At 62.0% G+C, this 21370-nt stretch carries 22 protein-coding genes; 14 read left to right on the forward strand and 8 right to left on the reverse strand.

Annotation, left to right across the window (positions count from 1 at the left end):
• Positions 1-24 precede the first annotated feature (24 nt).
• The 9 genes from ATY77_RS11235 to ATY77_RS11275 all read left to right on the forward strand — a co-directional run bounded on the left by ATY77_RS11235 (position 25) and on the right by ATY77_RS11275 (position 9381).
• Positions 25-822 carry a 1-acyl-sn-glycerol-3-phosphate acyltransferase gene (locus ATY77_RS11235; RefSeq protein WP_088676623.1) on the forward strand — a complete coding sequence of 266 codons (798 nt, stop codon included), beginning with the start codon at positions 25-27 and terminating at the stop codon, positions 820-822.
• Positions 823-871: 49 nt separating this feature from the next.
• Positions 872-2281: a tRNA (N6-isopentenyl adenosine(37)-C2)-methylthiotransferase MiaB gene (miaB, locus tag ATY77_RS11240; RefSeq protein WP_088676622.1), complete on the forward strand. Its 1410-nt coding sequence runs from the start codon at positions 872-874 to the stop codon at positions 2279-2281.
• Between the two features lie 18 nt (positions 2282-2299).
• Positions 2300-3352, forward strand: a complete 1053-nt coding sequence (locus tag ATY77_RS11245) for a PhoH family protein (protein WP_088687371.1) — start codon at positions 2300-2302, stop codon at positions 3350-3352.
• On the forward strand, positions 3352-3867 hold the full coding sequence (gene ybeY, locus ATY77_RS11250) for an rRNA maturation RNase YbeY (protein WP_088687372.1): 516 nt from the start codon (positions 3352-3354) through the stop codon (positions 3865-3867). Before ATY77_RS11245 ends, ybeY begins: the two co-directional genes overlap by 1 nt.
• Positions 3864-5009 (forward strand): hemolysin family protein, encoded by a 1146-nt coding sequence (locus tag ATY77_RS11255; protein WP_088676619.1) that lies wholly within the window; start codon positions 3864-3866, stop codon positions 5007-5009. Before ybeY ends, ATY77_RS11255 begins: the two co-directional genes overlap by 4 nt.
• Positions 5010-5075: 66 nt before the next feature.
• On the forward strand, positions 5076-6680 hold the full coding sequence (gene lnt, locus ATY77_RS11260) for an apolipoprotein N-acyltransferase (protein ID WP_088687373.1): 1605 nt from the start codon (positions 5076-5078) through the stop codon (positions 6678-6680).
• Positions 6681-6831: 151 nt separating this feature from the next.
• Positions 6832-7251, forward strand: coding sequence for a helix-turn-helix domain-containing protein (locus ATY77_RS11265; protein ID WP_088676617.1), 420 nt, complete (start codon positions 6832-6834; stop codon positions 7249-7251).
• Positions 7252-7429: 178 nt separating this feature from the next.
• On the forward strand, positions 7430-8683 hold the full coding sequence (gene metK / locus ATY77_RS11270; protein ID WP_088676616.1) for a methionine adenosyltransferase: 1254 nt from the start codon (positions 7430-7432) through the stop codon (positions 8681-8683).
• Positions 8680-9381, forward strand: coding sequence for a tRNA (guanosine(46)-N(7))-methyltransferase TrmB (locus ATY77_RS11275; RefSeq protein WP_088687374.1), 702 nt, complete (start codon positions 8680-8682; stop codon positions 9379-9381). The genes metK and ATY77_RS11275 overlap by 4 nt, the downstream gene beginning before the upstream one ends.
• 93 nt (positions 9382-9474) lie before the next feature.
• Here the strand turns inward: ATY77_RS11275 and ATY77_RS11280 are convergent, their stop codons facing one another.
• Together ATY77_RS11280 and ATY77_RS11285 are read right to left on the reverse strand one after the other, a co-directional pair.
• The gene (locus ATY77_RS11280) at positions 9475-9732 is read right to left on the reverse strand and encodes a DUF1150 family protein (protein WP_088676614.1); all 258 of its coding nucleotides are present in this window, start codon (positions 9730-9732) and stop codon (positions 9475-9477) included.
• Between the two features lie 48 nt (positions 9733-9780).
• Positions 9781-10206, reverse strand: a complete 426-nt coding sequence (locus ATY77_RS11285; protein WP_088676613.1) for an Hsp20 family protein — start codon at positions 10204-10206, stop codon at positions 9781-9783.
• A 274-nt stretch (positions 10207-10480) separates the two neighbouring features.
• Between ATY77_RS11285 and ATY77_RS11290 the strand changes: the two genes are divergently transcribed.
• Entirely contained in the window at positions 10481-11425 is a 945-nt protein-coding gene (locus ATY77_RS11290; protein ID WP_088687433.1) for a nucleoside hydrolase, read from the forward strand.
• Positions 11426-11466: 41 nt separating this feature from the next.
• Here the strand turns inward: ATY77_RS11290 and grpE are convergent, their stop codons facing one another.
• Positions 11467-12099, reverse strand: a complete 633-nt coding sequence (gene grpE / locus ATY77_RS11295; protein ID WP_088676611.1) for a nucleotide exchange factor GrpE — start codon at positions 12097-12099, stop codon at positions 11467-11469.
• 111 nt (positions 12100-12210) lie between these two features.
• Positions 12211-13299, reverse strand: coding sequence for a heat-inducible transcriptional repressor HrcA (hrcA, locus tag ATY77_RS11300; RefSeq protein ID WP_088687375.1), 1089 nt, complete (start codon positions 13297-13299; stop codon positions 12211-12213).
• 125 nt (positions 13300-13424) lie between these two features.
• Here hrcA and rph point away from each other — a divergent pair, with 125 nt between their 5' ends.
• From rph to hemW, 4 genes are read left to right on the forward strand one after another with little or no spacing between them, the layout of a single operon-like run.
• Positions 13425-14144 carry a ribonuclease PH gene (gene rph / locus ATY77_RS11305; protein ID WP_088676609.1) on the forward strand — a complete coding sequence of 240 codons (720 nt, stop codon included), beginning with the start codon at positions 13425-13427 and terminating at the stop codon, positions 14142-14144.
• Entirely contained in the window at positions 14141-14566 is a 426-nt protein-coding gene (locus tag ATY77_RS11310) for a VOC family protein (RefSeq protein WP_088687376.1), read from the forward strand. The genes rph and ATY77_RS11310 overlap by 4 nt, the downstream gene beginning before the upstream one ends.
• Positions 14567-15211 carry an RdgB/HAM1 family non-canonical purine NTP pyrophosphatase gene (gene rdgB / locus ATY77_RS11315; RefSeq protein WP_088687377.1) on the forward strand — a complete coding sequence of 215 codons (645 nt, stop codon included), beginning with the start codon at positions 14567-14569 and terminating at the stop codon, positions 15209-15211. It abuts the gene before it with no gap.
• Positions 15212-15220: 9 nt separating this feature from the next.
• Positions 15221-16423: a radical SAM family heme chaperone HemW gene (gene hemW, locus ATY77_RS11320; RefSeq protein ID WP_088687378.1), complete on the forward strand. Its 1203-nt coding sequence runs from the start codon at positions 15221-15223 to the stop codon at positions 16421-16423.
• Positions 16424-16483: 60 nt separating this feature from the next.
• Here hemW and ATY77_RS11325 read toward each other — a convergent pair whose 3' ends face one another.
• The 4 genes from ATY77_RS11325 to ATY77_RS11340 all read right to left on the reverse strand — a co-directional run bounded on the left by ATY77_RS11325 (position 16484) and on the right by ATY77_RS11340 (position 21365).
• Positions 16484-17566, reverse strand: a complete 1083-nt coding sequence (locus ATY77_RS11325) for a saccharopine dehydrogenase C-terminal domain-containing protein (RefSeq protein ID WP_088687379.1) — start codon at positions 17564-17566, stop codon at positions 16484-16486.
• A gap of 163 nt (positions 17567-17729) precedes the next feature.
• On the reverse strand, positions 17730-19280 hold the full coding sequence (dnaA, locus tag ATY77_RS11330) for a chromosomal replication initiator protein DnaA (protein ID WP_088687434.1): 1551 nt from the start codon (positions 19278-19280) through the stop codon (positions 17730-17732).
• Positions 19281-20121: 841 nt separating this feature from the next.
• Complete coding sequence (gene rpsT / locus ATY77_RS11335) at positions 20122-20400, reverse strand: 30S ribosomal protein S20 (RefSeq protein WP_008524652.1); 279 nt, start codon at positions 20398-20400, stop codon at positions 20122-20124.
• A 191-nt stretch (positions 20401-20591) separates the two neighbouring features.
• Positions 20592-21365 carry an enoyl-CoA hydratase gene (locus ATY77_RS11340; RefSeq protein WP_088687380.1) on the reverse strand — a complete coding sequence of 258 codons (774 nt, stop codon included), beginning with the start codon at positions 21363-21365 and terminating at the stop codon, positions 20592-20594.
• Positions 21366-21370 lie beyond the last annotated feature (5 nt).

A 21370-nucleotide genomic window follows, 5' to 3' on the forward strand; every position in this document is an offset into this window, starting at 1 on the left:
AATGGCAGCCTGGGAGAGTGGCATTTGATCGCCTGGCTGCGCATCGCCCTCGCCGCGGTCGTCATCTTCGTCGTCAGCATCGCGCTCATCCCGCTGCAGCTGCTGGCCCTGCGTTTCGACTGGCGGCTGCGCCGTTGGCTTCCGCGCATCTGGCACCGCATCGTCTGTTATTGCCTTGGTATCCGCATCCGCGTGAGCGGCAGGCTGGAGAACCGCCGGCCGCTGATGCTCTGCTCCAATCATTCGTCCTGGATGGATATCATGGTGATGTCGGCCGTCGCCGACGTCGCCTTCATCGCCAAGATCGAAGTGGCCGACTGGCCGATCTTCGGCACCCTCGCCAAGCTGCAGAAAAGCGTCTTCGTCGTGCGCGAGGAAAGGCGCAAGACCGGACACCAGGCGAACGAGATCGCCGGGCGCATGGCCGACGGCGAGATCGTCGTGCTCTTTCCCGAGGGCACGACGTCCGATGGAAACCGGCTGCTGGACGTCAAATCCTCGCTGTTCGGCGCCGCCGCGATGGCCGTGCCTTATTCTCCGACCGGAACGGTCGTGGTGCAGCCGGTGGCGATTGCCTATACCAGGGTGCACGGCATCGCCATGGGGCGCTATCACAGGCCGCTCGCTGCCTGGCCGGGCGATATCGAGCTCCTGCCGCATCTCATCGACATCGTGCGGTGCGGCGCCATCGATGCCGAGGTTTCCTTCGGTGAGGCGGTGGAATACCGCGCCGACACCAACCGCAAGGAGGTGAGCGCGACGATCGCCCTGCGCATCCGCAACCTCCTGAACAGCTGCCTGCGCGGGCGGGAAATTTCCTGAAACAAGATTTCGATTTTCTCAGGCCGCAAAAACCACTAAATAGCCGGGCATGACACAGGACAGCGCCCTTCTTCAGGCCCCGGAGCAGACGCTCCGCGATGGCTCCAACAGCCGCAAGGTCTTCATCAAGACCTATGGCTGCCAGATGAACGTCTACGATTCCACGCGCATGAGCGATGCCCTCGCCCGCGACGGTTACGAGCCGACGGAAGATATGGAAGAGGCCGACCTCGTTCTCCTCAACACCTGCCATATAAGAGAGAAGGCCGCCGAGAAGGTCTATTCGGCGCTCGGGCGGCTGCGCGAGATGAAAAAGAAGAAGGCGGCGGATGGCCGGGAGATGATGATCGGCGTTGCCGGCTGCGTCGCCCAGGCCGAAGGCGAGGAGATCCTGCGCCGCGCGCCCGCCGTCGACGTCGTCATCGGCCCGCAGACCTATCATCGCCTTCCGGAAGCACTGCGCCAGGCCAAAGAGGGCCGTCGGGTGGTCGATACGGAATATGCGATCGAGGACAAGTTCGAGCATCTGCCGATCGCCGAAAGCCGGAAGATCCGCGCCCGCGGCGTTACTGCCTTCCTGACCGTGCAGGAAGGCTGCGACAAGTTCTGCACCTTCTGCGTCGTGCCCTACACGCGCGGCTCGGAAGTGTCGCGGCCGGTTTCCCAGATCGTCGAGGAAGCCGAAAAGCTGGTCGAGGGCGGCGTGCGCGAGATCACCCTGCTCGGGCAGAACGTTAATGCCTGGCACGGCGCCGGGCCGCGCGGTGAAGCCTGGAGCCTCGGCGACCTGCTCTACCGCCTTGCCGAGATCCCCGGCCTTGCGCGGCTGCGTTATACCACAAGCCATCCGCGCGACATGGACGACCGGCTGATCGAGGCCCATCGCGACTTGAGGGCGCTGATGCCCTACCTGCACCTGCCGGTGCAGTCGGGCTCGGACCGTATCCTGAAGGCAATGAACCGGCGCCATACGGCAGCCGAATATCTGTCGCTGATCGAGCGCATCCGCACGGTGCGGCCCGACATCGCGCTGTCGGGCGATTTCATTACCGGCTTTCCGGGGGAGACAGACGCGGATTTTGAGGATACACTGAGACTTGTGGAGGAGGTGCGCTATGCGCAGGCCTTCTCGTTCAAATACTCGACTCGGCCGGGCACACCCGGTGCGGAACTGAAGGATCAGGTGCCGGAAGAAACCAAGGCAGAACGGCTGGAACGCCTGCAAGCGCTTCTCCTGAAGCAGCAGCAGGAATTTGCCGAATCCTGCATCGGCAAGGAGATCGATCTGCTGCTCGAAAAGCCCGGCCGCATGGCCGGCCAGCTGATCGGACGTTCTCCCTGGCTTCAGTCTGTGAATGTTGATGCAAAAGCATCGCAAATCGGTGACATTATTAAAGTGCGAATCACCGGAACCGGAACCAACAGCCTGTTTGCCGAACGCGCAGAGGCTGCGGTCTAACCCAAGGAGCCCGACCGCTTGAACGGACAAGAATTGGTTTCTTCTTCACCGCGCCACCCCCGCACGCCGAGCGACACCAATCACTTCGTCCTGACGTTCGAGAACAATCGGTTCGCCAGCGAGCTCTTCGGCCAGTTCGACCAGAATCTCAAGCTGCTGGAAGAGCGGCTCAACATCGATGCGCGGGCGCGCGGCAATTCCGTCGTCATCACGGGCGACGTCGTGGCCACCAACCAGGCGCGGCGAACGCTCGATTATCTCTATGAAAAGCTTCAGAAGGGCGGCAGCGTGGAACGATCCGACGTCGAAGGCGCAATCCGCATGGCGGTCGCCGCCGACGATCAGCTCAGCCTTCCCACAATGGAGCGCAAGGCCAAGCTGACCATGGCGCAGATTTCCACCCGCAAGAAGACGATCATCGCGCGCACGCCGACGCAGGACGCCTATATCAGGGCGCTGGAGCGCGCCGAGCTCGTCTTCGGCGTCGGTCCTGCCGGCACCGGCAAGACCTATCTCGCCGTCGCGCACGCCGCCCAGCTTCTGGAGCGCGGCGCGGTCGAAAAGATCATCCTGTCGCGTCCGGCGGTCGAAGCCGGTGAGCGCCTCGGCTTTCTGCCGGGCGACATGAAGGAAAAGGTCGATCCCTATCTCCGCCCACTCTATGACGCGCTTTACGACATGATCCCCGCCGACAAGGTCGACCGGGCAATTACCGCCGGCGTCATCGAAATCGCGCCGCTCGCCTTCATGCGCGGCCGCACACTCGCCAATGCCGCGATCATCCTCGACGAAGCGCAGAACACCACGTCGATGCAGATGAAGATGTTCCTGACGCGTCTCGGCGAAAACGCGCGCATGATCGTGACCGGCGACCCGAGCCAGATCGACTTGCCGCGCGGCGTCAAATCCGGCCTCGTCGAGGCCCTGCAGCTTCTGAACGGCGTCGAGGGCATCTCGATCGTGCGCTTCAAGGATACCGACGTCGTGCGTCATCCGCTGGTCGGGCGCATCGTCAGGGCCTATGATTCCACCTATGCCGTCGAAGCCGAAGACGTCAGCCGGCAGGACTAATGGCCGAACTCGACATCCAGATCAGCGTCGAGGACATCGGCTGGCCCGGGGAGGAAACGCTGCTGTCGTTTTGCGACCGCGTTCTCGGGGCGGCCGCGGTCTATCTGCGTGACAGCGAGAAACAGCCCTTTCCGCAGATGCCGCCCGAGGTTTCTCTGGTGTTTACCGACGATGCCTCGATCCAGGACATCAATGCGGAATGGCGCGGCAAGGACAAGGCGACCAATGTGCTGTCCTTCCCGGCCTTTCCGGTTCAGCCCGGCAAGATGCCGGGTCCGATGCTTGGCGACATCATCATCGCCCGCGAGACCGTGGAGCGGGAAGCCGAGGAGCTCGAAAAGAGCTTCGACGACCACCTGACGCATCTTCTGGTCCATGGTTTCTTGCATCTTCTCGGCTACGACCATATGAATAGTGCCGAAGCCGAAATTATGGAGGGGTTGGAGACTCGCATTTTAGCGCAGCTCGGCCTATCTGATCCTTACGAGGGTCAAGACCTTAAAATGGAACCATGAGCGACTTTACGACGAAGCCGGCGGCAGACGCCAAGGACTCCGAGCCATCCTCTTCCTCAGACGAGGCGGGCAGTAGTAGTCGGCCATCCGGCCGACCCCAATCCTTCTGGTCGCGCGCCGCGCGCATCCTTCGCCCACAACAAGGTTCGCGGCTGCGCGAGGACCTCGCCGACGCGCTGATGACCGATGCGGCCGGCGACGACGCCTTTTCGCCCGACGAGCGGGCGATGCTGCACAACATCTTGCGCTTTCGCGAGGTGCGTGTCGCAGACGTGATGGTGCCGCGCGCCGATATCGAGGCGGTCGACCAGAACATCACCATCGGCGAGTTGATGATCCTCTTCGAGGAATCCGGCCGTTCGCGCATGCCCGTCTATGCCGACACGCTCGACGATCCGCGCGGCATGGTGCATATCCGCGACCTGCTTTCCTATGTCGCCAAACAGGCGCGCAACAAGCGCCGTAACCCGGCAAAGCCGGCCGCCGCAACGCCGGCCATCGAGGTCGCGCCCGAGAACATCCAGAAGCCGCCGCGCTCGGCCAAGCCGAATTTCGATCTCGCCCGCGTCGATCTGCAGAAAACGCTGGCCGAAGCCGGCATCATCCGCAAGATCCTGTTCGTGCCGCCGTCGATGCTGGCGTCCGACCTGCTTCGTCGCATGCAGGTGAACCGCACCCAGATGGCGCTTGTTATCGACGAATATGGCGGCACCGACGGTCTCGCCTCGCATGAGGACATCGTCGAAATGGTGGTCGGCGACATCGACGATGAGCATGACGACGAAGAGGTGATGTTCAAGCGCGTCGCCGAAGACGTCTTCCTCGCCGATGCCCGCGTCGAACTGGAAGAGATCGCAGAAGCGATCGGGCCGGATTTCGATATCAGCGAGCAGGTCGACGAGGTCGATACGCTGGGCGGCCTGATCTTCTCCGCCCTCGGCCGCATCCCGGTGCGCGGCGAGGTCGTCCAGGCGCTGCCGAACTTCGAGTTCCACATCCTCGATGCCGATCCGCGCCGCATCAAGCGGCTGCGCATCACCCGCAAGCGTCACGCCATCCGCCGCCGCGCCAAGGCGGACGGCGACATCGGCCCCGGTTCCGAGGTCGGCGACGACAGGCCGGCCGAATCGACTGCCAACTGACAGGACAAAGAGCCGCTTTTTTGAAAGACTGCGGATGGGTTGATTCGCGGCTTGATGGGAGTGCGCATGGAGCGGCTTGCGGACAGGGTTATCCTCGTCTGGGGGTTCAAACGGTCGTTGCTGGCCGTCTTCGCCGGGGCATTCGCCGTGCTGGCGCTGCCGCCCTTCGGCTTCTTCGCGGCGATGTTCTTGTCCTTCACGCTGCTCGTCTGGCTGATCGACGGGGCAGCGGCTTCGCCTGAAAGTAGTCTGATCGGCCGGCTGTGGCCGGCGTTTACCGTCGGCTGGCTGTTCGGCTTCGGTTATTTCGTCGCCGGTCTCTGGTGGCTCGGCCACGCGCTGCTCGTCGATTCGGACGAATTCGCCTGGGCGCTGCCGCTCGCCATCCTCGGCCTGCCGGCCTGTCTTGCGATCTTTTACGGCCTGGCGACCGCGCTTGCCCGCATCTTCTGGTCGGACGGCTTGGGGCGGATCGCCGCGCTTGCGGCAGCCTTCGGGCTCTTTGAATGGCTTCGCAGCACGATCCTCACCGGCTTCCCCTGGAACGCCGTCGGCTACGGCATGATGCCCGTTCCGCTGATGATGCAGTCGGCGCATGTGATCGGCGCGATGGGAGTGACGGCCCTTGCCGTCTTCGTCTTTTCCGCCCCTGCCCTTGCGGGAACACGGCAAGGCGTGCTGCCGGGCATCGCGCTTGCCGTCGCGCTGTTTGGCGCCCATCTCGGTTACGGCGCCTATGCCCTCTATCTCGCGCCGCGGCCGCAACCCCTGCCCGAGGACAAGCGGCCGGTGGTGCGGCTGGTGCAGCCAGCCATCGACCAGTCGGCGAAGATGGACAACGACGCCGACCGCAATGCGATTTTCGAAACGCATCTGAAGCTTTCGGCCGAAGCGCCTCAGAATGGCGGGCGCAAGCCTGATATCATCGTCTGGCCGGAAACCTCGATCCCGTTCATCCTGACTGACAACCAGGATGCGCTGACGCGGATCGCCGACACGCTCGACGACAACCAGATCCTGATCGCCGGCGCCGTGCGCGCCGAGGAGATGGGGCCCGGCACGCCGGTGCGCTATTACAATTCCATCTACGTGATCGACGGCCGCGGCCAGATCATCGCCGCCTCCGACAAGGTGCATCTCGTGCCTTTCGGCGAATATCTGCCCTTCGAGGACGTGCTCACCGAACTCGGCATCCAGAACGTTGTCGAGATTCCGGGCGGATTTTCGGCCGCCGCCACCCGCCATCTGCTGGCGCTGCCCGGCGGCCTCAACCTCTATCCGCTGATCTGCTACGAGATCATTTTTCCCGGCGAAATGACCGGCGACATCAAAGACGCGAACGCGCTCCTCAATATCACCAACGATGCCTGGTTCGGCATCACGCCCGGCCCCTATCAGCATTTCCAGCAGGCGCGGGTGCGGGCGATCGAGACCGGCCTGCCGCTGATTCGCGACGCCAACAACGGCATTTCGGCCTTGGTGAACGCGCATGGAGAAATTGTTGCGGGCCTCGATCTTGGTGAGACCGGCTTTATTGATGCAACTGTTGATGGGCTCGGCAATGGGTTCGGGACAACATTCCCCCGTCAAACATACTTCTGGTTGATTGAGGCGCTGTTGATTTTGATTGCACTAATTTCACGCGCAGGTTTTATTTCAGGGTTGAATTGACCAAAAACCCCTAAAATTGCATAGTAGTGTCAATCGGCGTTCTTAACGTATGTTAATCGGTGGGTTCCCACCGCTTACAACGTGGCGTTTTGGGATGGATCAGGGGCATGCCGGTTAGAAACAGGTTGAAATTCGTAGCTAGGGCACGACCATGATTGAAAACAAGAAGAAGCCGAATCCGATCGACATTCATGTCGGCAGCCGCATTCGCCTTCGCCGCACGATGCTGGGCATGAGCCAGGAAAAGCTTGGCGAGAGCCTGGGCATCACCTTCCAGCAGATTCAGAAATACGAAAAAGGCACCAACCGCGTCGGCGCAAGCCGCTTGCAGAACATTTCGAGCATTCTCAATGTTCCGGTGTCCTTCTTCTTCGAGGATGCGCCGGGCGAACATTCCGGCGCCATCGGCGGCATGGCGGAAGCCTCCAGCTCGAATTACGTCGTCGATTTCCTCTCCTCCTCGGAAGGCCTGCAGCTCAATCGCGCCTTCGTCAAGATTTCCGACCCCAAGGTCCGTCGCAAGGTCGTGGAGCTGGTAAAGGCGCTTGCCGCCGAAGCCGACTCCGACTGAGCCATCTTCATTGCGGAAATTCGAAAAGCGGTCGAAAGGCCGCTTTTTTGCTGTTTTGGGGCAAAATTTGTCACTTTGCCGCAGATATAAAGATATATTTATGTCGTTGTACGCTTGTCATCAGCCCCTGAACTGAGTACCTACTAGCTAGCTTTTGTTCTTTGAGGGGAATCCCGGAATGCGCGCGAATTATCTCTTTACCAGCGAATCTGTTGCCGAAGGTCATCCGGACAAGGTGTGTGACCGCATCTCCGACGAGATCGTCGACCTGGTCTACCGCGAAGCGGCCAAAACGGGCGTCAATCCCTGGGGCGTGCGCATTGCCTGCGAAACGCTGGCAACGACCAACCGCGTCGTCATCGCCGGCGAAGTCCGCCTGCCGCCGAGCCTGATGAAGAAGGATAAGGACGGCAAGGACGTCATCAATCCGTCAAAGTTCAAGGCCGCCGCCCGCCGCGCCATCAAGGATATCGGCTACGAGCAGGACGGTTTCCACTGGAAGAAGGCGAAGATCGACGTGCTCCTGCACTCGCAGTCGGCCGACATCGCCCAGGGCGTCGACAGCGCCGCCGACCAGCAGGGTGACGAGGGCGCCGGCGACCAGGGCATCATGTTCGGCTACGCCTGCAAGGAAACGCCGGACCTGATGCCGGCCCCGATCTATTACTCCCACAAGATCCTGCAGCTGCTCGCGGTCGCCCGCAAGAAGGGCGACGGCGAAGTCGCCAAGCTCGGCCCCGACGCCAAGAGCCAGGTGACCGTACGCTACGTCGACGGCAAGCCGTCGGAAGTGACGTCGATCGTGCTTTCGACCCAGCATCTCGACGACAGCTGGGATTCCAAGAAGGTCCGCGCCGTCGTCGAGCCCTATATCCGCGAAGCGCTCGGCGAACTGAAGATTGCTGAAGACTGCAAGTGGTACATCAATCCGACCGGCAAGTTCGTCATCGGCGGACCGGACGGCGACGCCGGCCTCACCGGCCGCAAGATCATCGTCGACACTTACGGCGGTGCCGCTCCGCATGGCGGCGGCGCATTCTCCGGCAAGGACACGACCAAGGTCGACCGTTCAGCCGCCTATGCCGCTCGCTACCTCGCCAAGAACGTCGTCGCCGCCAGCCTCGCCGACCGCTGCACGATCCAGCTCTCCTACGCGATCGGCGTCGCTCAGCCGCTGTCGATCTATGTCGATCTGCACGGCACCGGCAAGGGTGTTTCGGAAGACCAGATCGAAGCTGCGATCCGCGAGAATATGGACCTGTCGCCGTCGGGCATCCGCCGCCACCTCGACCTCAACAAGCCGATCTACGCCAAGACCTCGGCTTACGGCCATTTCGGCCGCAAGGCCGGCCGTGACGGCTCGTTCTCCTGGGAGCGCACCGACCTGGTGAAGGCCCTCAAGGAAGCGGTCAAGACCAAGGCTGCTGCATGACGGATATGGAACGCCGGGGCCGGGCGACCGAAGCCTTCTTCGGTCGCCGCAAGGGAAAGGCCCTGCGCGAACAGCAGGCCGAAACATTGCACAGCCTGCTGCCGGCATTCCTCATCGATCTCTCGGCGGCTCCCCCGGAGCCGCCGACTTCGCTTTTTCCGGTTCCGGTCGAGACATTGCGGCTGGAAATCGGTTTCGGCGGCGGCGAACATCTGATGCACCGCGCACTCGAGGCGCCGTCCACCGGTTTCATCGGTGTCGAGCCCTTCGTTAATTCCATGCAGAAGCTGCTCGCGCGCGCCGGCCAGACCGGCACGCAGAACATCCGCGTCTATAATGACGACGCGACGCAGCTGCTCGACTGGCTGCCGGACGCCTCGCTCGACCAGATCGACCTGCTCTATCCCGACCCATGGCCGAAGCGGAAGCACTGGAAACGGCGCTTCGTCTCGAAAACCAATCTCGACCGCTTTCACCGCGTGCTGAAGCCCGGCGGCCTGTTCTGCTTCGCCTCCGATATCGATACCTATGTGAATTGGACGCTGCTCAAATGCCGCGACCACGGCGGCTTCGACTGGATCGCCGAAAATGCGGCGGACTGGCTGACGCCCTACGAGGGCTGGCCAAGCACCCGCTACGAGGCCAAGGCGCGGCGCGAGGGCCGGTCTTCGGCCTATCTGACGTTCCGGAAAGTCTGAGAGTCGGCGGCGGCTAAAGGGCAGTTACAGGCACAGCACCAACGGCGATTGGCCCCTGAGGCAGCGTCGCAAAAATCAGGCACCCTTTGACGGTCAGTGCAGGCTGACCGTCTTCAGTTCGTCCTCGGCAGCCTTGAAGAAGGTGCTGGAGCGGTTGTCCGTCAAGAGGATCGGCGTGCCATCGGCGCCGAAAAGTGCCCAGAGATCGACGTTCGGATCGATATCCGGCGCCTCGGGAAAACACTTGGCGACCTCTTCGGTGCGCATCTTTCTTATGTAGGCGACCTCGCCGCTGCCGATATGGGCAAGCTCGGACTTGGTCAGACGAGACGTGGCTTCTTTCATCAACATTCCTGTTCCTCCGAGAGAAGGGACCAACGGTTTTTGGAAACCGTTGTGCTACTGTGAGACCGAAATGTTAATTTTCTTGACCATGCGCGCGGGTTCCGGACGAATTAGATCGACGGAGAGCAAGCCGTTCTTCAAGCCGGCGCCCAAAACCTGCATGCCGTCCGCCAGGACGAAGGTGCGCTGGAACTGACGGGAGGCGATGCCGCGATAGAGATAGTCCCGCTCGCCCTGCTCCGCCTGGCGGCCGCGGATCACAAGCTGATTCTCCTCGGTGGAAATGTCGAGTTCTTCCTCGCTGAAACCGGCAACGGCAAGGGTGATGCGCAAGCGCTCGGGCGCGCCGCTATCGGCGGCGATGCGTTCGATATTGTAGGGCGGATAACCGTCGCTCGCCTTGGAAATGCGCTCCAGCGTCTTTTCCATGGCATCGAAGCCCAGAAGCAGCGGACTGGCGAAAGGGGTAATGCGGCTCATCTGTTTCAAGTCCTTGACGCAAGCGACCATCCCGGACCTCATACGCAGCATCCGGATGGCGCTAATATGGGGACAGGATCCCGGCCCTGCAAGGCGCAGGCGAGATGTCGGCGTCGCCTCCTCGAATTGGCTGGCGCGGCAGCTTCCTCCTTGCTTGACAAAGAGCCTGCAGCCTCGCATCAAAACGTGCCCGCGCGGATGTGCTGATTTGTGACGGGAGATGAAGAAAATGATGCATGCGCAAACAGAGCGCCGCGAAGATGGGACGATCGGAATGGCAAGCGTGAGAAAAATTATCATCGACACGGATCCCGGCCAGGACGATGCAGCCGCCATCATGCTTGCCTTCGGCAGCCCCGACGAGCTGGAGGTGCTTGGCATCACCACGGTCGCCGGCAACGTGCCGCTTCCGCTCACGAGCCGCAATGCGCGCATCGTCTGCGAACTCTGCGGCCGGCCGGAGACGAAGGTCTTCGCAGGCGCCGACAGGCCGATCGCCCGCAAGCTGGTGACGGCGGAACATGTGCACGGCAAGACCGGTCTCGACGGCCCCGAACTCGACGAGCCGACGATGGCGCTGCAGCCCGGCCACTCCGTCGATTTCATCATCGAGACGCTGCGCCGCGAGCCTGAAGGCACGGTGACGCTCTGCACGCTCGGGCCGTTTACCAACATCGGCATGGCCTTCCAGAAGGCGCCCGACATCATCCCGCGCATCCGCGAGCTGGTGATGATGGGCGGCGGCTTCTTCGAAGGCGGCAACATCACGCCGGCCGCCGAATTCAACATCTATGTCGATCCAGAGGCGGCTGACATCGTCTTCCGCTCCGGCGTTCCGATCATAATGATGCCGCTCGACGTGACGCACCAGCTGCTGACCCGCAAGGACCGGGTGAAGCGCATGGCCGAGATCGGCACGGCGCCGGCCGAGGCGATGGTCGAGATGCTGGAATTCTTCGAACGCTTCGATATTGAGAAATATGGTTCCGACGGCGGGCCGCTGCATGATCCCACCGTTATCGCCTACCTCTTGAAGCCGGAGCTTTTCAAGGGCCGGGACTGCAATGTCGAGATCGAGATCCAGTCCGAACTCACCGTCGGCATGACCGTCGTCGACTGGTGGCATGTAACCGAGCGCAAACGCAATGCGAAGGTCATGCGCTATGTCGATGCGGACGGCTTCTTCGATCTTCTGATCGAACGCTTCGCCCGCATCTGACTTTTCGGCTTTCCTTCCCTATCGACGGGAAGGAAAGCAACTCAGGCGTCTTTCTCGTCGAAAACGGAATTGGCTTCGGCTTCAACAGGTTTCGGGCCGCCCTTGGCGACGCCGACCATGGCCGGGCGCAGCACGCGCTCACCGATGGTGAAGCCCGCCTGTACGACCTGGACGACGGTGTTGTTCGGCACCTCGGGGTTCGGCACTTCGAACATCGCTTGATGGAAATTGGGATCGAACTTCTGGCCGACCGGCTCCAATTTGCGCACACCATGGCGCTCAAGCGCCGAGAGCATGGCGCGTTCGGTCATCTCCACACCCTCGATCAGCGTGGTCAGGCCGGCATCGGCCGTGGCCTTGGCCTCCGGAGAGATGGCATCCAGCGCCCGGCGCAGATTGTCGGAAACGGCGAGCATGTCGCGGGCGAAACCGGCGACGGAATAGGACTTGGCGTCCTTGACCTCGCGCTCGGTGCGGCGGCGCAGATTGTCCATCTCGGCGGCAAGACGCAGATAGCGGTCGCGCAGCTCACCGTTTTCGGCTTTCAGAAGCTCGAGCGGGTCTGGTTGGGCGGTCTCTTCCTGCACGGTATCGTTCTCGACGTAGGCGGCAGCGTCGGCTGCGGCATCGGCCGCAGTTGCGTCAGGTCCGTTTTTCGTCGTTTCATCGGTCATGACGGTCTCCGGTTGGTGTCTTCAGATGCGCCCGATATCGAGGTTTGACCGGAAAAAATCAAGTCTGCGTGACGAAGAAGCGAAAATTCCGCGCCTTCTTCCGAAACGCCTTCAAAGCGGATTGCGCGAAAGGCGGGAGACGAGCTGGGCGGTATAATCCACCATCGGCACGATCCGGGAATAATTGAGCCGCGTCGGGCCGATGACGCCGACGGCGCCGACGATCCGATCATCCTCGTCGCGATAGGGGGCGACGATGAGCGACGAGCCGGACAGCGAGAAGAGCTTGTTTTCCGAGCCGATGAAGATGCGCACGCCCGAACCGCTTTCGGCCAGATTGAGAAGCTCGATCAGGCTGTCCTTCTTTTCGAGATCGTCGAACAGCATGCGCAGCCGGTCGATATCCTCGGCGCCGGCAAGGCCTTCGAGCAGATTGGCGCGGCCGCGGATGATGAGCTGTGCGGGCTTCCCCTCATCAGGGCTGCCGGACCAGACGGCGATGCCACGCTCGACGAGATCGCGCGACAGGGCATCGAGCTCGTGACGGACATCATCCTTCAGGCGGCTCAATTGCTTGCGCAGCTCCGGCAGGGTCTGACCGGACATATGGGCGTTGAGGAAATTCGCCGCTTCCGTCAGTTGCGAGGACGTGATGCCCGCCGGCAGCTCGATGATGCGGTTTTCCACCTGGTCGTGATCGCCGACGAGCACGGCGAGCGCCTTGGTCGGCTCGAGCCGAATGAACTCGACATGTTTCAGCACCGGATCGCTTTTCGAGGTGATGACAAGGCCGGCGCCGCGCGAAATGCCTGATAGCATGCGGCTTGCCTCGTTCATCATCGATTCCAGCGGATTACCGCTGGCTTCGGCCCGCACCTGGCGGTCGATATTGGCGCGGTCCTCGGCGGAGAGATCGCCGACCTGCATGAAGGCGTCGACGAAGAAGCGCAGTCCGATCTGCGTCGGCAGCCGGCCGGCGCTGACATGCGGCGAATAAATCAGCCCCAGCTCTTCGAGATCGCTCATGACGTTGCGCACCGAGGCCGGCGAGAGCGACATCGGCAGAAGGCGCGACAGATTGCGCGAGCCGAGCGGCTCGCCACTTTCCAGATAGCCTTCGACGATGCGGCGGAAAATTTCCCTGGAGCGCTCGTCCAGTGCAGCAACGGCATCCGAAACCGACGTCGACCTGATGCCCATGAACCTCTCGAACCCACGCTGATGATGCTTTCGAAAATATAGTCAAACTCGCACCCGTGGCAAAAGGGAATTTGCAAATGGGCGCGGCCAATCGTAGAAGCGGTCAGCAACTCCAGGAGATAAGAATGCGGCCTTCAGGCAGAAAAACCGACCAGATGCGCAAGGTCTCGTTCGAGCGCAACTTTTCCAAGCATGCGGAAGGCTCCTGCCTGGTGAAATTCGGCGATACGCACGTGCTCTGCACGGCAAGCCTCGAAGACAAGACGCCGCCGTGGCTGCGCAACACCGGCAAGGGCTGGGTCACGGCCGAATACGGCATGCTGCCGCGGGCGACCGGCGAGCGGATGAAGCGCGAGGCAGCGGCCGGCAAGCAGGGCGGGCGCACCCAGGAAATCCAGCGGCTGATCGGCCGCTCGCTACGCGCCGTCGTCGATCTGCAGGCGCTCGGCGAAAGACAGATCACGCTCGACTGCGACGTCATCCAGGCCGACGGCGGCACGCGGACGGCCTCGATCACCGGCGGCTGGATCGCGCTTTACGACTGCCTGAAATGGATGGAAAGCCGCAACATGATCAAGGTCGACCGGGTCCTGAAGGATCATGTCGCCGCTATCTCCTGCGGCGTCTTCGCCAGCCAGGCGGTGATCGATCTCGATTACCTCGAAGATTCCTCGGCGGAGACCGATGCGAATTTCGTGATGACGGGCGCCGGCGGGATCGTCGAGATCCAGGGCACGGCCGAGGGCGCGCCCTTCAGCGAAGAGGAATTCACCTCGCTGATGCATCTTGCCAAGAACGGCATCGGCGAACTCGTCGCCCTGCAGAAACAGGCCATTGCGGGATGAACCCCATGCTGGAAGGCATGCTGGAAACGGCGCTCTACGCGCGCGATCTCGATCAGGCCGAGGCGTTCTACGAGAACGTTCTCGGACTTGAAAAGATCACCCGCGCCGCCAATCGGCATGTCTTCTTCCGCTGCGGACCGGGCGTTCTCCTGATCTTCAATCCCGAAGAAACGGTAAAGCCGCCGGCGCCCGATGCGCTGCAGGTGCCGCCGCACGGCACATCAGGCCAGGGCCATGCCTGCTTCAGGGTGGCCGGCCGCAATATCGATGCTATGGCCGAACGGTTGAGAGCCGCCGGTGTGGCGATCGAATCCGAGGTGCATTGGCCGAACGGCGGCCGCTCGATCTATTTCCGCGATCCAGCCGGCAACAGCCTGGAATGCGCGGAGGCCAAAATCTGGGGCATCGAACAGGATATCTGAATGCGCAAGCTCGAAACGAAAACCATCGTCGTCGCCAGCCACAATGCCGGCAAGATCCGCGAGATCCAGGAATTGATCGGTCCGCTCGGCTTCACCGCCAAATCGGCAGCGGAGCTGAATTTCGTCGAGCCCGACGAAACCGGCACGAGCTTCGAAGAGAATGCGACGATCAAGGCGGTCGCCTCGGCCAATGCTGCCGGCATGCCGGCGCTTTCGGACGATTCCGGGCTGGTGGTCGACGCGCTTGGCGGCGATCCCGGTGTCTACACCGCCAATTGGGCTGAAAAGCCCGACGGCACGCGCGATTTCGACATGGCGATGGCCAAGGTGGAAAAGGCGCTGCAGGATGCCGGCGCGAAGACGCCCGAACAGCGCAAGGCGCGTTTCGTCAGCGTGCTCTGCCTTGCCTGGCCTGACGGCCATACGGAACTGTTCCGCGGCGAGGTGGAAGGCAATGTCGTCTGGCCGCCGCGCGGCGGCCAAGGCTTCGGCTATGATCCGGTCTTCCAGCCGGAGGGTTACGGAGTGACCTTCGGCGAGATGAGCGGCGAGGAAAAACACGGCTGGAATGTCGGCAAGCCGCAGGCGCTGTCGCACCGGGCGCGCGCCTTCAAGCTCTTCGTCGAAACCTGCCTGGAGGCATAAGGTTACCACGTGGACAATTTCGATACGCCAGGCTCCTTGCGCGATGCGGCGCTTTTGCCCGATACCGGCGAGCCCGGCTTCGGCGTCTACGTGCATTGGCCCTTCTGCGCGGCGAAGTGTCCCTACTGCGACTTCAACAGCCATGTGCGCCACCAGCCGGTGGATCAGGAGCGCTTTACATCAGCCTTTCTGAAGGAGACGGCGGCAATCCGGGCGATGAGCGGGCCGAAGACGGTGACGAGCATTTTCCTCGGCGGCGGCACGCCCTCGCTGATGAAGCCGGAAACCGTCGACGCCATTCTCGACGGCATTGCGCGGCACTGGCATGTGCCCGATGGTATCGAGATCACCATGGAGGCGAACCCTTCGAGCGTCGAAGCGGAACGCTTCCGCGGCTACCACGCCGCCGGCGTCAACCGCGTCTCTCTCGGCGTGCAGGCGCTGATCGACCGGGATCTCAGGTTCCTCGGCCGGCTGCATGACGTCGCCGACGCTCTGAAGGCGATCCGGCTGGCGCGCGACATCTTTCCGCGCATGTCCTTCGACCTCATCTATGCCCGGCCGGAGCAGACGGTCGAGGAATGGGAGAAGGAGCTGAAGGAAGCGATCTCCTACGCGGTCGATCATCTTTCGCTCTATCAGCTGACCATCGAGGAAGGCACGCCTTTCTACGGCCTGCACAAGGCGGGCAAGCTGATCGTGCCGGATGGCGAGCAATCGGCGCTGCTCTATGAGGCGACGCAGGAGATTACGGCGCGCGAAGGAATGCCCGCCTATGAGGTCTCCAACCATGCGCGGCCGGGTGCTGAAAGCCGGCACAACCTGACCTACTGGCGTTACGGCGATTATGCCGGCATCGGCCCCGGCGCGCACGGCCGGCTGACGCGCGGGCATGAGAAGATCGCGACCGCCACCGAGCGCAAGCCGGAGGCCTGGCTCGAGATGGTCGAGCGTGACGGCAACGGCATTCTCGACCAGGAACGGCTCGGTTACGACGAGCAGGCCGACGAACTGCTGCTGATGGGGCTGCGGCTGCGGGAGGGGGTCGACCTTGCGCGCTGGCAGCAGCTTTCGGGACGCGAGCTCGATCCGAAACGCGAAGAATTCCTGCTCGAACACAAATTCGTCGAGCGCATCGGCAATTCCCGCCTGCGCTGCACGCCATCCGGCATGCTGATCCTCGACTCGGTCGTCGCCGACCTCGCCTGCTGAAGCTCATGCAACGGGTTTATCCCGGCGCAGCAACATTGCTGCCGCGCCGGAAAGCCTTTCTCAGCCGTGATTGGTGGCGCCGGCCTTGAAGAGGCTGCCGGTCGGCGTCTTCAGGAACATCTCCAGCGGAATGTGTTCCTGGTGCAGGAAACCGGTCGCCGGCAGCAATCCGTCGCGGACCATCTCGATGACGGCGACGACGGAAGCCGAGGTCGTCCAGGCAATGGCCGTGCGGCGCGCGCCGGCGATTTCGATAGGGTAATAGGCGCGCACGAATTCCTTGCGGCGCAGGCTGCCGTTCTCCGTGCCCTCGGCGGCGACATGGACATAGACGACATCGTCTTCAACCGGCGGCTTGGCATTGGTCAGGATCTCGCCGGCAAGCTTGCGCTTGTCGCGCATCAGGAGCTCATGGAAGAAGAAGTTCATCAGCTCCATATGACCGGGATACCGCATGGTCTTGTAATCGAGATTATCGATTTTGCCGAGCATGGTATCGCACATGGTGCCGAGGCCGCCCGAGGTCGTGAAGGCTTCGAGCTTGACGCCGCCGACATAGACGGTCTCGTGCCATTCCATCGGCGAGACGAGCTTGCGCACCCCGCCCTCGATGACCTCGCAATCGTTCAGATATTCGTTCACGACGCCTTCCGGCGACCAGTTAAAGGCATAGCCGAGAAGGCCGGTCGGATGCTGCGGCAGAGCGCCGACGCGCATGCGGATCGACCGGCAGCGATCGAAACCATCGGCGAGGCTTGCGCCGACGATGCCGACGAAACCGGGTGCCAAGCCGCATTGCGGCGCCATCAGCCCGCGGGCCGTCTTCGACAGTTCGATGATGAAATTGGTTGTGGGAACGTCTTCCGTCAGATCGAAATAATGGATGCCGGCAAGATGGGCGGCCCGCGCCAGCTCGATGTTCAGGTGATAAGGCAGGCAGGACAGCACCGCCTCGACGTTCGACAGCAGCTCACCGATCACCTGAGGATCGGAAATATCGCCGGTGCGGCATTTGAAGGGAAGCTCGCCCAAAGGAAGTTGCGCATCGACGCCGATGACCTCGAAGCCGCCCTCATGCAACAGCGTCGCCGCCAGCCGTCCGACCTTGCCCAGGCCGACAACGGCAATCTTTCTGAAACTCATGCATATCCTCCCACGCGCCCGTTTCGGCGCTTCCGTTTTTCTCCGATGCGCGCCGCTCCAAATCGGACATGCACGGGATGGGCGGAGGTATAGAATAAAAAGCTTATAAAGGAAAACGGCCGGAATCGCTCCCGGCCGTCGAATTTCCTCGAAAATCCACCAATTATTCGTTGATCAACCGCTTCAGCAGCTCGATTTCGTGCGAAAGCTTGGTGTCTCCCGATATCAGCTCCTCGATCTTGCGCACGGCATGCAGCACGGTCGTGTGATCGCGTCCGCCGAAACGGCGCCCAATCTCGGGGAAGGAGCGCGGCGTCAGCGTCTTCGACAGATACATGGCGATCTGGCGCGGCTTGACGATGACGCGGGTGCGGCGGTTCGAGACGAGTTCCTGGCGCGAAACATTATAGTGCCTTGCGACGATGCGCTGGATATCCTCGATGCGCACGCGGCGCGGTTCGCCGGAGCCGACGAGATGGGCAAGCAACTCGTCCACGCGCTCGATCGACAGGTTCGGCTCGAAGGAGCGGCGGAAGATCAGCTGGTTGAAGGCGCCCTCCAACTCGCGGCCGCTGGCCGTGACGTTGCGGGCGACGTGCTGCAGCAGATCGGCCGGGATTTCCAGCGACGGATCCTCCTGGCGGGCCGCGGCAAGGCGACGCTTGAGGATTTCGAGGCGCATCTCGTAATCCGGCGCGTCGAGTTCGATCGCCACACCGCCCTGCAGGCGCGAACGGACGCGCGGGTCGAGCGATTCCAGCTCCCAGGGCGCGCGGTCGGCGGCGACAACCACCTGCTTGGCGCTGTCGAGCAGCATGTTCAAGAGATGGCAGAACTCATGCTGGATCATCTTGCCCTGCAGGAACTGCATGTCGTCGATGATCAGCAGGTCGATGTTACGCAGCGAATCCTTCAGCGTCAGCGCATCATTGTCGCGGATCGCGGTCGCAAAACGCCACATGAAATATTCGGCCGTCAGATAGACGACGCGCAGAGCCCGCGGGTTTTGAACCGCCGCATTGGCGATCGCCTGCAGGAGGTGGGTCTTACCGAGACCAACCGTCGAATGGACGAAGAGCGGGTTGAAGCGCACGGCGCCGGAACCGGCTTCCGCGATCGTCTTCGCCGCCGCAAGGGCGACCCGGTTCGAGCTGCCTTCGACGAAGGTCTCGAAGGTGAAGCGGCTGTCGAGCGGCGAGCCGAAGAGCGGCGAGCCCAGGCTTGCGGGCCTTGCCGCGACGACGGCCGAAACCGCCTGCTGGACGGCCTGACCGGCCGGCTGGGCGCTGACCGGGCGGCGCATCTGTGCGGGAGCGGCCGGCTCCGGCTGGACGACCTCGTCGGCAGGCTTCATGCCGCTGCGCGTTGCCGTACGCACCAGGATTTCGACTTTGAGAATTTCCGCATCCTCAGCCTGGAACAGACCGGTGATGAGATCGAGATAACGATTGTTGATCCACGACTTCAGGAAGGTCGTGGGCACCGAGAGGCGAACCACGCTCTTCGATACCGAATGCAGCTTCAGCCTCGCAAACCAGCTGGCATAGACGTCTGGACCGACTTGAGCCTTCAAGCGCGCACTGACACGCTCAAACAATACGCCTTGCTTCATTTCCGCCTTTGCTTCCCCCACTTCCAGGCGAATGGAGCCGAACGCCTGCGGTGCCGCATCCCCATTGTCGAGCCCGCCCGCCGTCATCGTATTCATGTGCATAATGCCGCCTTTCAATTCCACCGGGCGGCTTCCGCTAAAATAGCCGCCCGATCATTCCCCGCCTTGGCGGGCTGGCGGCATCCTCATGAAGCCGCTCACCTGCCGGTTCACTCAAACACGGCGCAGAACACCGTTGCAGGTACCGCGTTCATGCGGCAACCTTCATCGGCCTTCCGTGCCAGGCTGGCGGTCAATCCTCGTTTTCGGCCGACCAACCCGAACGCAATATTCCTTACCCCTATCCCGCAGCCTCGCGTTAAACGTGTGGCTGCCATAGGCACAAAACATCCCCGTTCCGTAACAGCCACGTTACGGCCCAAATCCGTCAAGTGCTTGAAAAAACGGAAGCGCAAGGCTCCGTAACAAATGGCACAAACTTATCGCCCTGCCGACGTGGCAGTTAAGACCGAGCCTCTGCAGGTGATGTCCGCGCCCTTTGTTGGAAGCCATTTAGGCAGGATCAAAAGGCAAGATCAACGATGAATTTTACGCAAAATTAAGAAGCGGCCATTGACTCCGCCCGCCCTTTTCGGGCGTCACACCAGCGTCAAAAAAGAATCGCTTTTGAATCAAGGAGATTCCCCTTTCGGGCTATTTTGACACGCATGGAAAGAAAAAAAATAAAAATCTTCTTGACTCGCCAATGGTCCGGCAAGCTTCGGCCAGAGTCGCGCAGCATGAAAGCATCCTTGCGCAAGCCATTGTTTTTAAACAACTTTTCCTGTCATGGCGCTGACACGAAACGGTCGTGAGATTAACCATGAAAGGGCCGATCGGCGGAATCGAAAAAGCCCGGTAAAATTACCGGGCTAATCATAACGAAGTGGTCGTTAACGGAAGATTACGCGGTCGCGGAGACCGAAAGAGCCTTCACACGAGCGGCCAGGCGCGAGACCTTGCGGGATGCCGTGTTGGAGTGAAGTACGCCCTTGCTGGCGGCGCGGGCAAGCTCCGGCTGAGCGGCCAGGAAAGCCGCCTTCGCCTTGTCGGCGTCACCGGATGCGATAGCCTCTTCGACCTGGCGAACGAAAGTACGAACGCGCGAGCGACGAGCCTTATTGACGTCGGTACGGCGGGCGATCTTGCGGGTCGCTTTTTTCGCCGAAGTTGTATTGGCCATGGATGCCTCTCTCAAGAATTCGAACAAACTCCGCCATTACCGCGGGCCCTGCGGCCACCAAATCCAGCAATGCGGGAGCAATCGCGGAAAACCAGACCGGCTTTCCGAACCGTGGGCGGGCATATAACCCTAAAGCCGGCCCACGTCAACGCGGATTTTCAAGCTTTCCAGCCGTAAGCGCCGAAAAGCATTCAACGGTGCTTGAAGGCAGGTTTGCGCTTCTCGACGAAGGCCGCCATGCCTTCTTTCTGATCATCGGTGGCGAAGAGGCTGTGAAAGAGGCGGCGCTCGAACCGCAGCCCCTCCTCCAGCGTCGTCTCGAAGGCGCGGTTGACCGCCTCCTTGGCCATCATCACCGAGGGCTGCGAAAGCGAGGCGATCTTTTCCGCCGCGGCAAGAGCCTCCTCGAGCAGCCGTTCGGGCGCCACCACACGCGAAACGAGTCCCGATCGTTCGGCCTCGGCCGCATCCATCATCCGGCCGGTCAGCACGAGATCCATCGCCTTCGCCTTGCCGACGGCGCGTGTCAGCCGCTGCGAACCGCCCATGCCGGGAATGACGCCGAGGGTGATTTCCGGTTGGCCGAACTTGGCCGTCTCCGAGGCGATGATGAAATCGCACATCATGGCGAGCTCGCAGCCGCCGCCGAGCGCAAAACCGCTGACGGCGGCGATGACAGGCTTGCGAGCCTTGGCGATATCATCCCAGCCGCTGATGAAATCAATCTTATACATGTCGGCAAACTGGAGCGACTGCATTTCCTTGATGTCGGCGCCGGCGGCAAAGGCGCGCTCGGAGCCGGTGATGACGATGGCGCCGACCGCCTCGTCGGCGTGGAAGGCGGCATAGGTTTCCTTCAGCTCCTTCAGCACGGTGGAATTCAGCGCGTTCAGCGCCTGTGGGCGGTTCAGCGTGACGAGGCCGACATTGCCTCGGGTTTCGACGATCAGGGTCTCGTAAGCCATGCTGG

The sequence above is a fragment of the Rhizobium sp. R634 genome, from assembly GCF_002211305.1.
Taxonomy (GTDB): domain Bacteria; phylum Pseudomonadota; class Alphaproteobacteria; order Rhizobiales; family Rhizobiaceae; genus Rhizobium.

Bases quoted from the DNA above. Each gene is read 5' to 3' on its own strand.
- miaB (WP_088676622.1), top strand. From the start codon at position 872: ATGACACAGGACAGCGCCCTTCTTCAGGCCCCGGAGCAGACGCTCCGC.
- ybeY (WP_088687372.1), top strand. From the start codon at position 3,352: ATGGCCGAACTCGACATCCAGATCAGCGTCGAGGACATCGGCTGGCCC.
- ATY77_RS11255 (WP_088676619.1), top strand. From the start codon at position 3,864: ATGAGCGACTTTACGACGAAGCCGGCGGCAGACGCCAAGGACTCCGAG.
- lnt (WP_088687373.1), top strand. From the start codon at position 5,076: ATGGAGCGGCTTGCGGACAGGGTTATCCTCGTCTGGGGGTTCAAACGG.
- ATY77_RS11265 (WP_088676617.1), top strand. From the start codon at position 6,832: ATGATTGAAAACAAGAAGAAGCCGAATCCGATCGACATTCATGTCGGC.
- metK (WP_088676616.1), top strand. From the start codon at position 7,430: ATGCGCGCGAATTATCTCTTTACCAGCGAATCTGTTGCCGAAGGTCAT.
- ATY77_RS11275 (WP_088687374.1), top strand. From the start codon at position 8,680: ATGACGGATATGGAACGCCGGGGCCGGGCGACCGAAGCCTTCTTCGGT.
- ATY77_RS11280 (WP_088676614.1), bottom strand. From the start codon at position 9,732: ATGTTGATGAAAGAAGCCACGTCTCGTCTGACCAAGTCCGAGCTTGCC.
- ATY77_RS11285 (WP_088676613.1), bottom strand. From the start codon at position 10,206: ATGAGCCGCATTACCCCTTTCGCCAGTCCGCTGCTTCTGGGCTTCGAT.
- ATY77_RS11290 (WP_088687433.1), top strand. From the start codon at position 10,481: ATGGCAAGCGTGAGAAAAATTATCATCGACACGGATCCCGGCCAGGAC.
- grpE (WP_088676611.1), bottom strand. From the start codon at position 12,099: ATGACCGATGAAACGACGAAAAACGGACCTGACGCAACTGCGGCCGAT.
- hrcA (WP_088687375.1), bottom strand. From the start codon at position 13,299: ATGGGCATCAGGTCGACGTCGGTTTCGGATGCCGTTGCTGCACTGGAC.
- rph (WP_088676609.1), top strand. From the start codon at position 13,425: ATGCGGCCTTCAGGCAGAAAAACCGACCAGATGCGCAAGGTCTCGTTC.
- ATY77_RS11310 (WP_088687376.1), top strand. From the start codon at position 14,141: ATGAACCCCATGCTGGAAGGCATGCTGGAAACGGCGCTCTACGCGCGC.
- rdgB (WP_088687377.1), top strand. From the start codon at position 14,567: ATGCGCAAGCTCGAAACGAAAACCATCGTCGTCGCCAGCCACAATGCC.
- ATY77_RS11325 (WP_088687379.1), bottom strand. From the start codon at position 17,566: ATGAGTTTCAGAAAGATTGCCGTTGTCGGCCTGGGCAAGGTCGGACGG.
- dnaA (WP_088687434.1), bottom strand. From the start codon at position 19,280: ATGCACATGAATACGATGACGGCGGGCGGGCTCGACAATGGGGATGCG.
- rpsT (WP_008524652.1), bottom strand. From the start codon at position 20,400: ATGGCCAATACAACTTCGGCGAAAAAAGCGACCCGCAAGATCGCCCGC.
- ATY77_RS11340 (WP_088687380.1), bottom strand. From the start codon at position 21,365: ATGGCTTACGAGACCCTGATCGTCGAAACCCGAGGCAATGTCGGCCTC.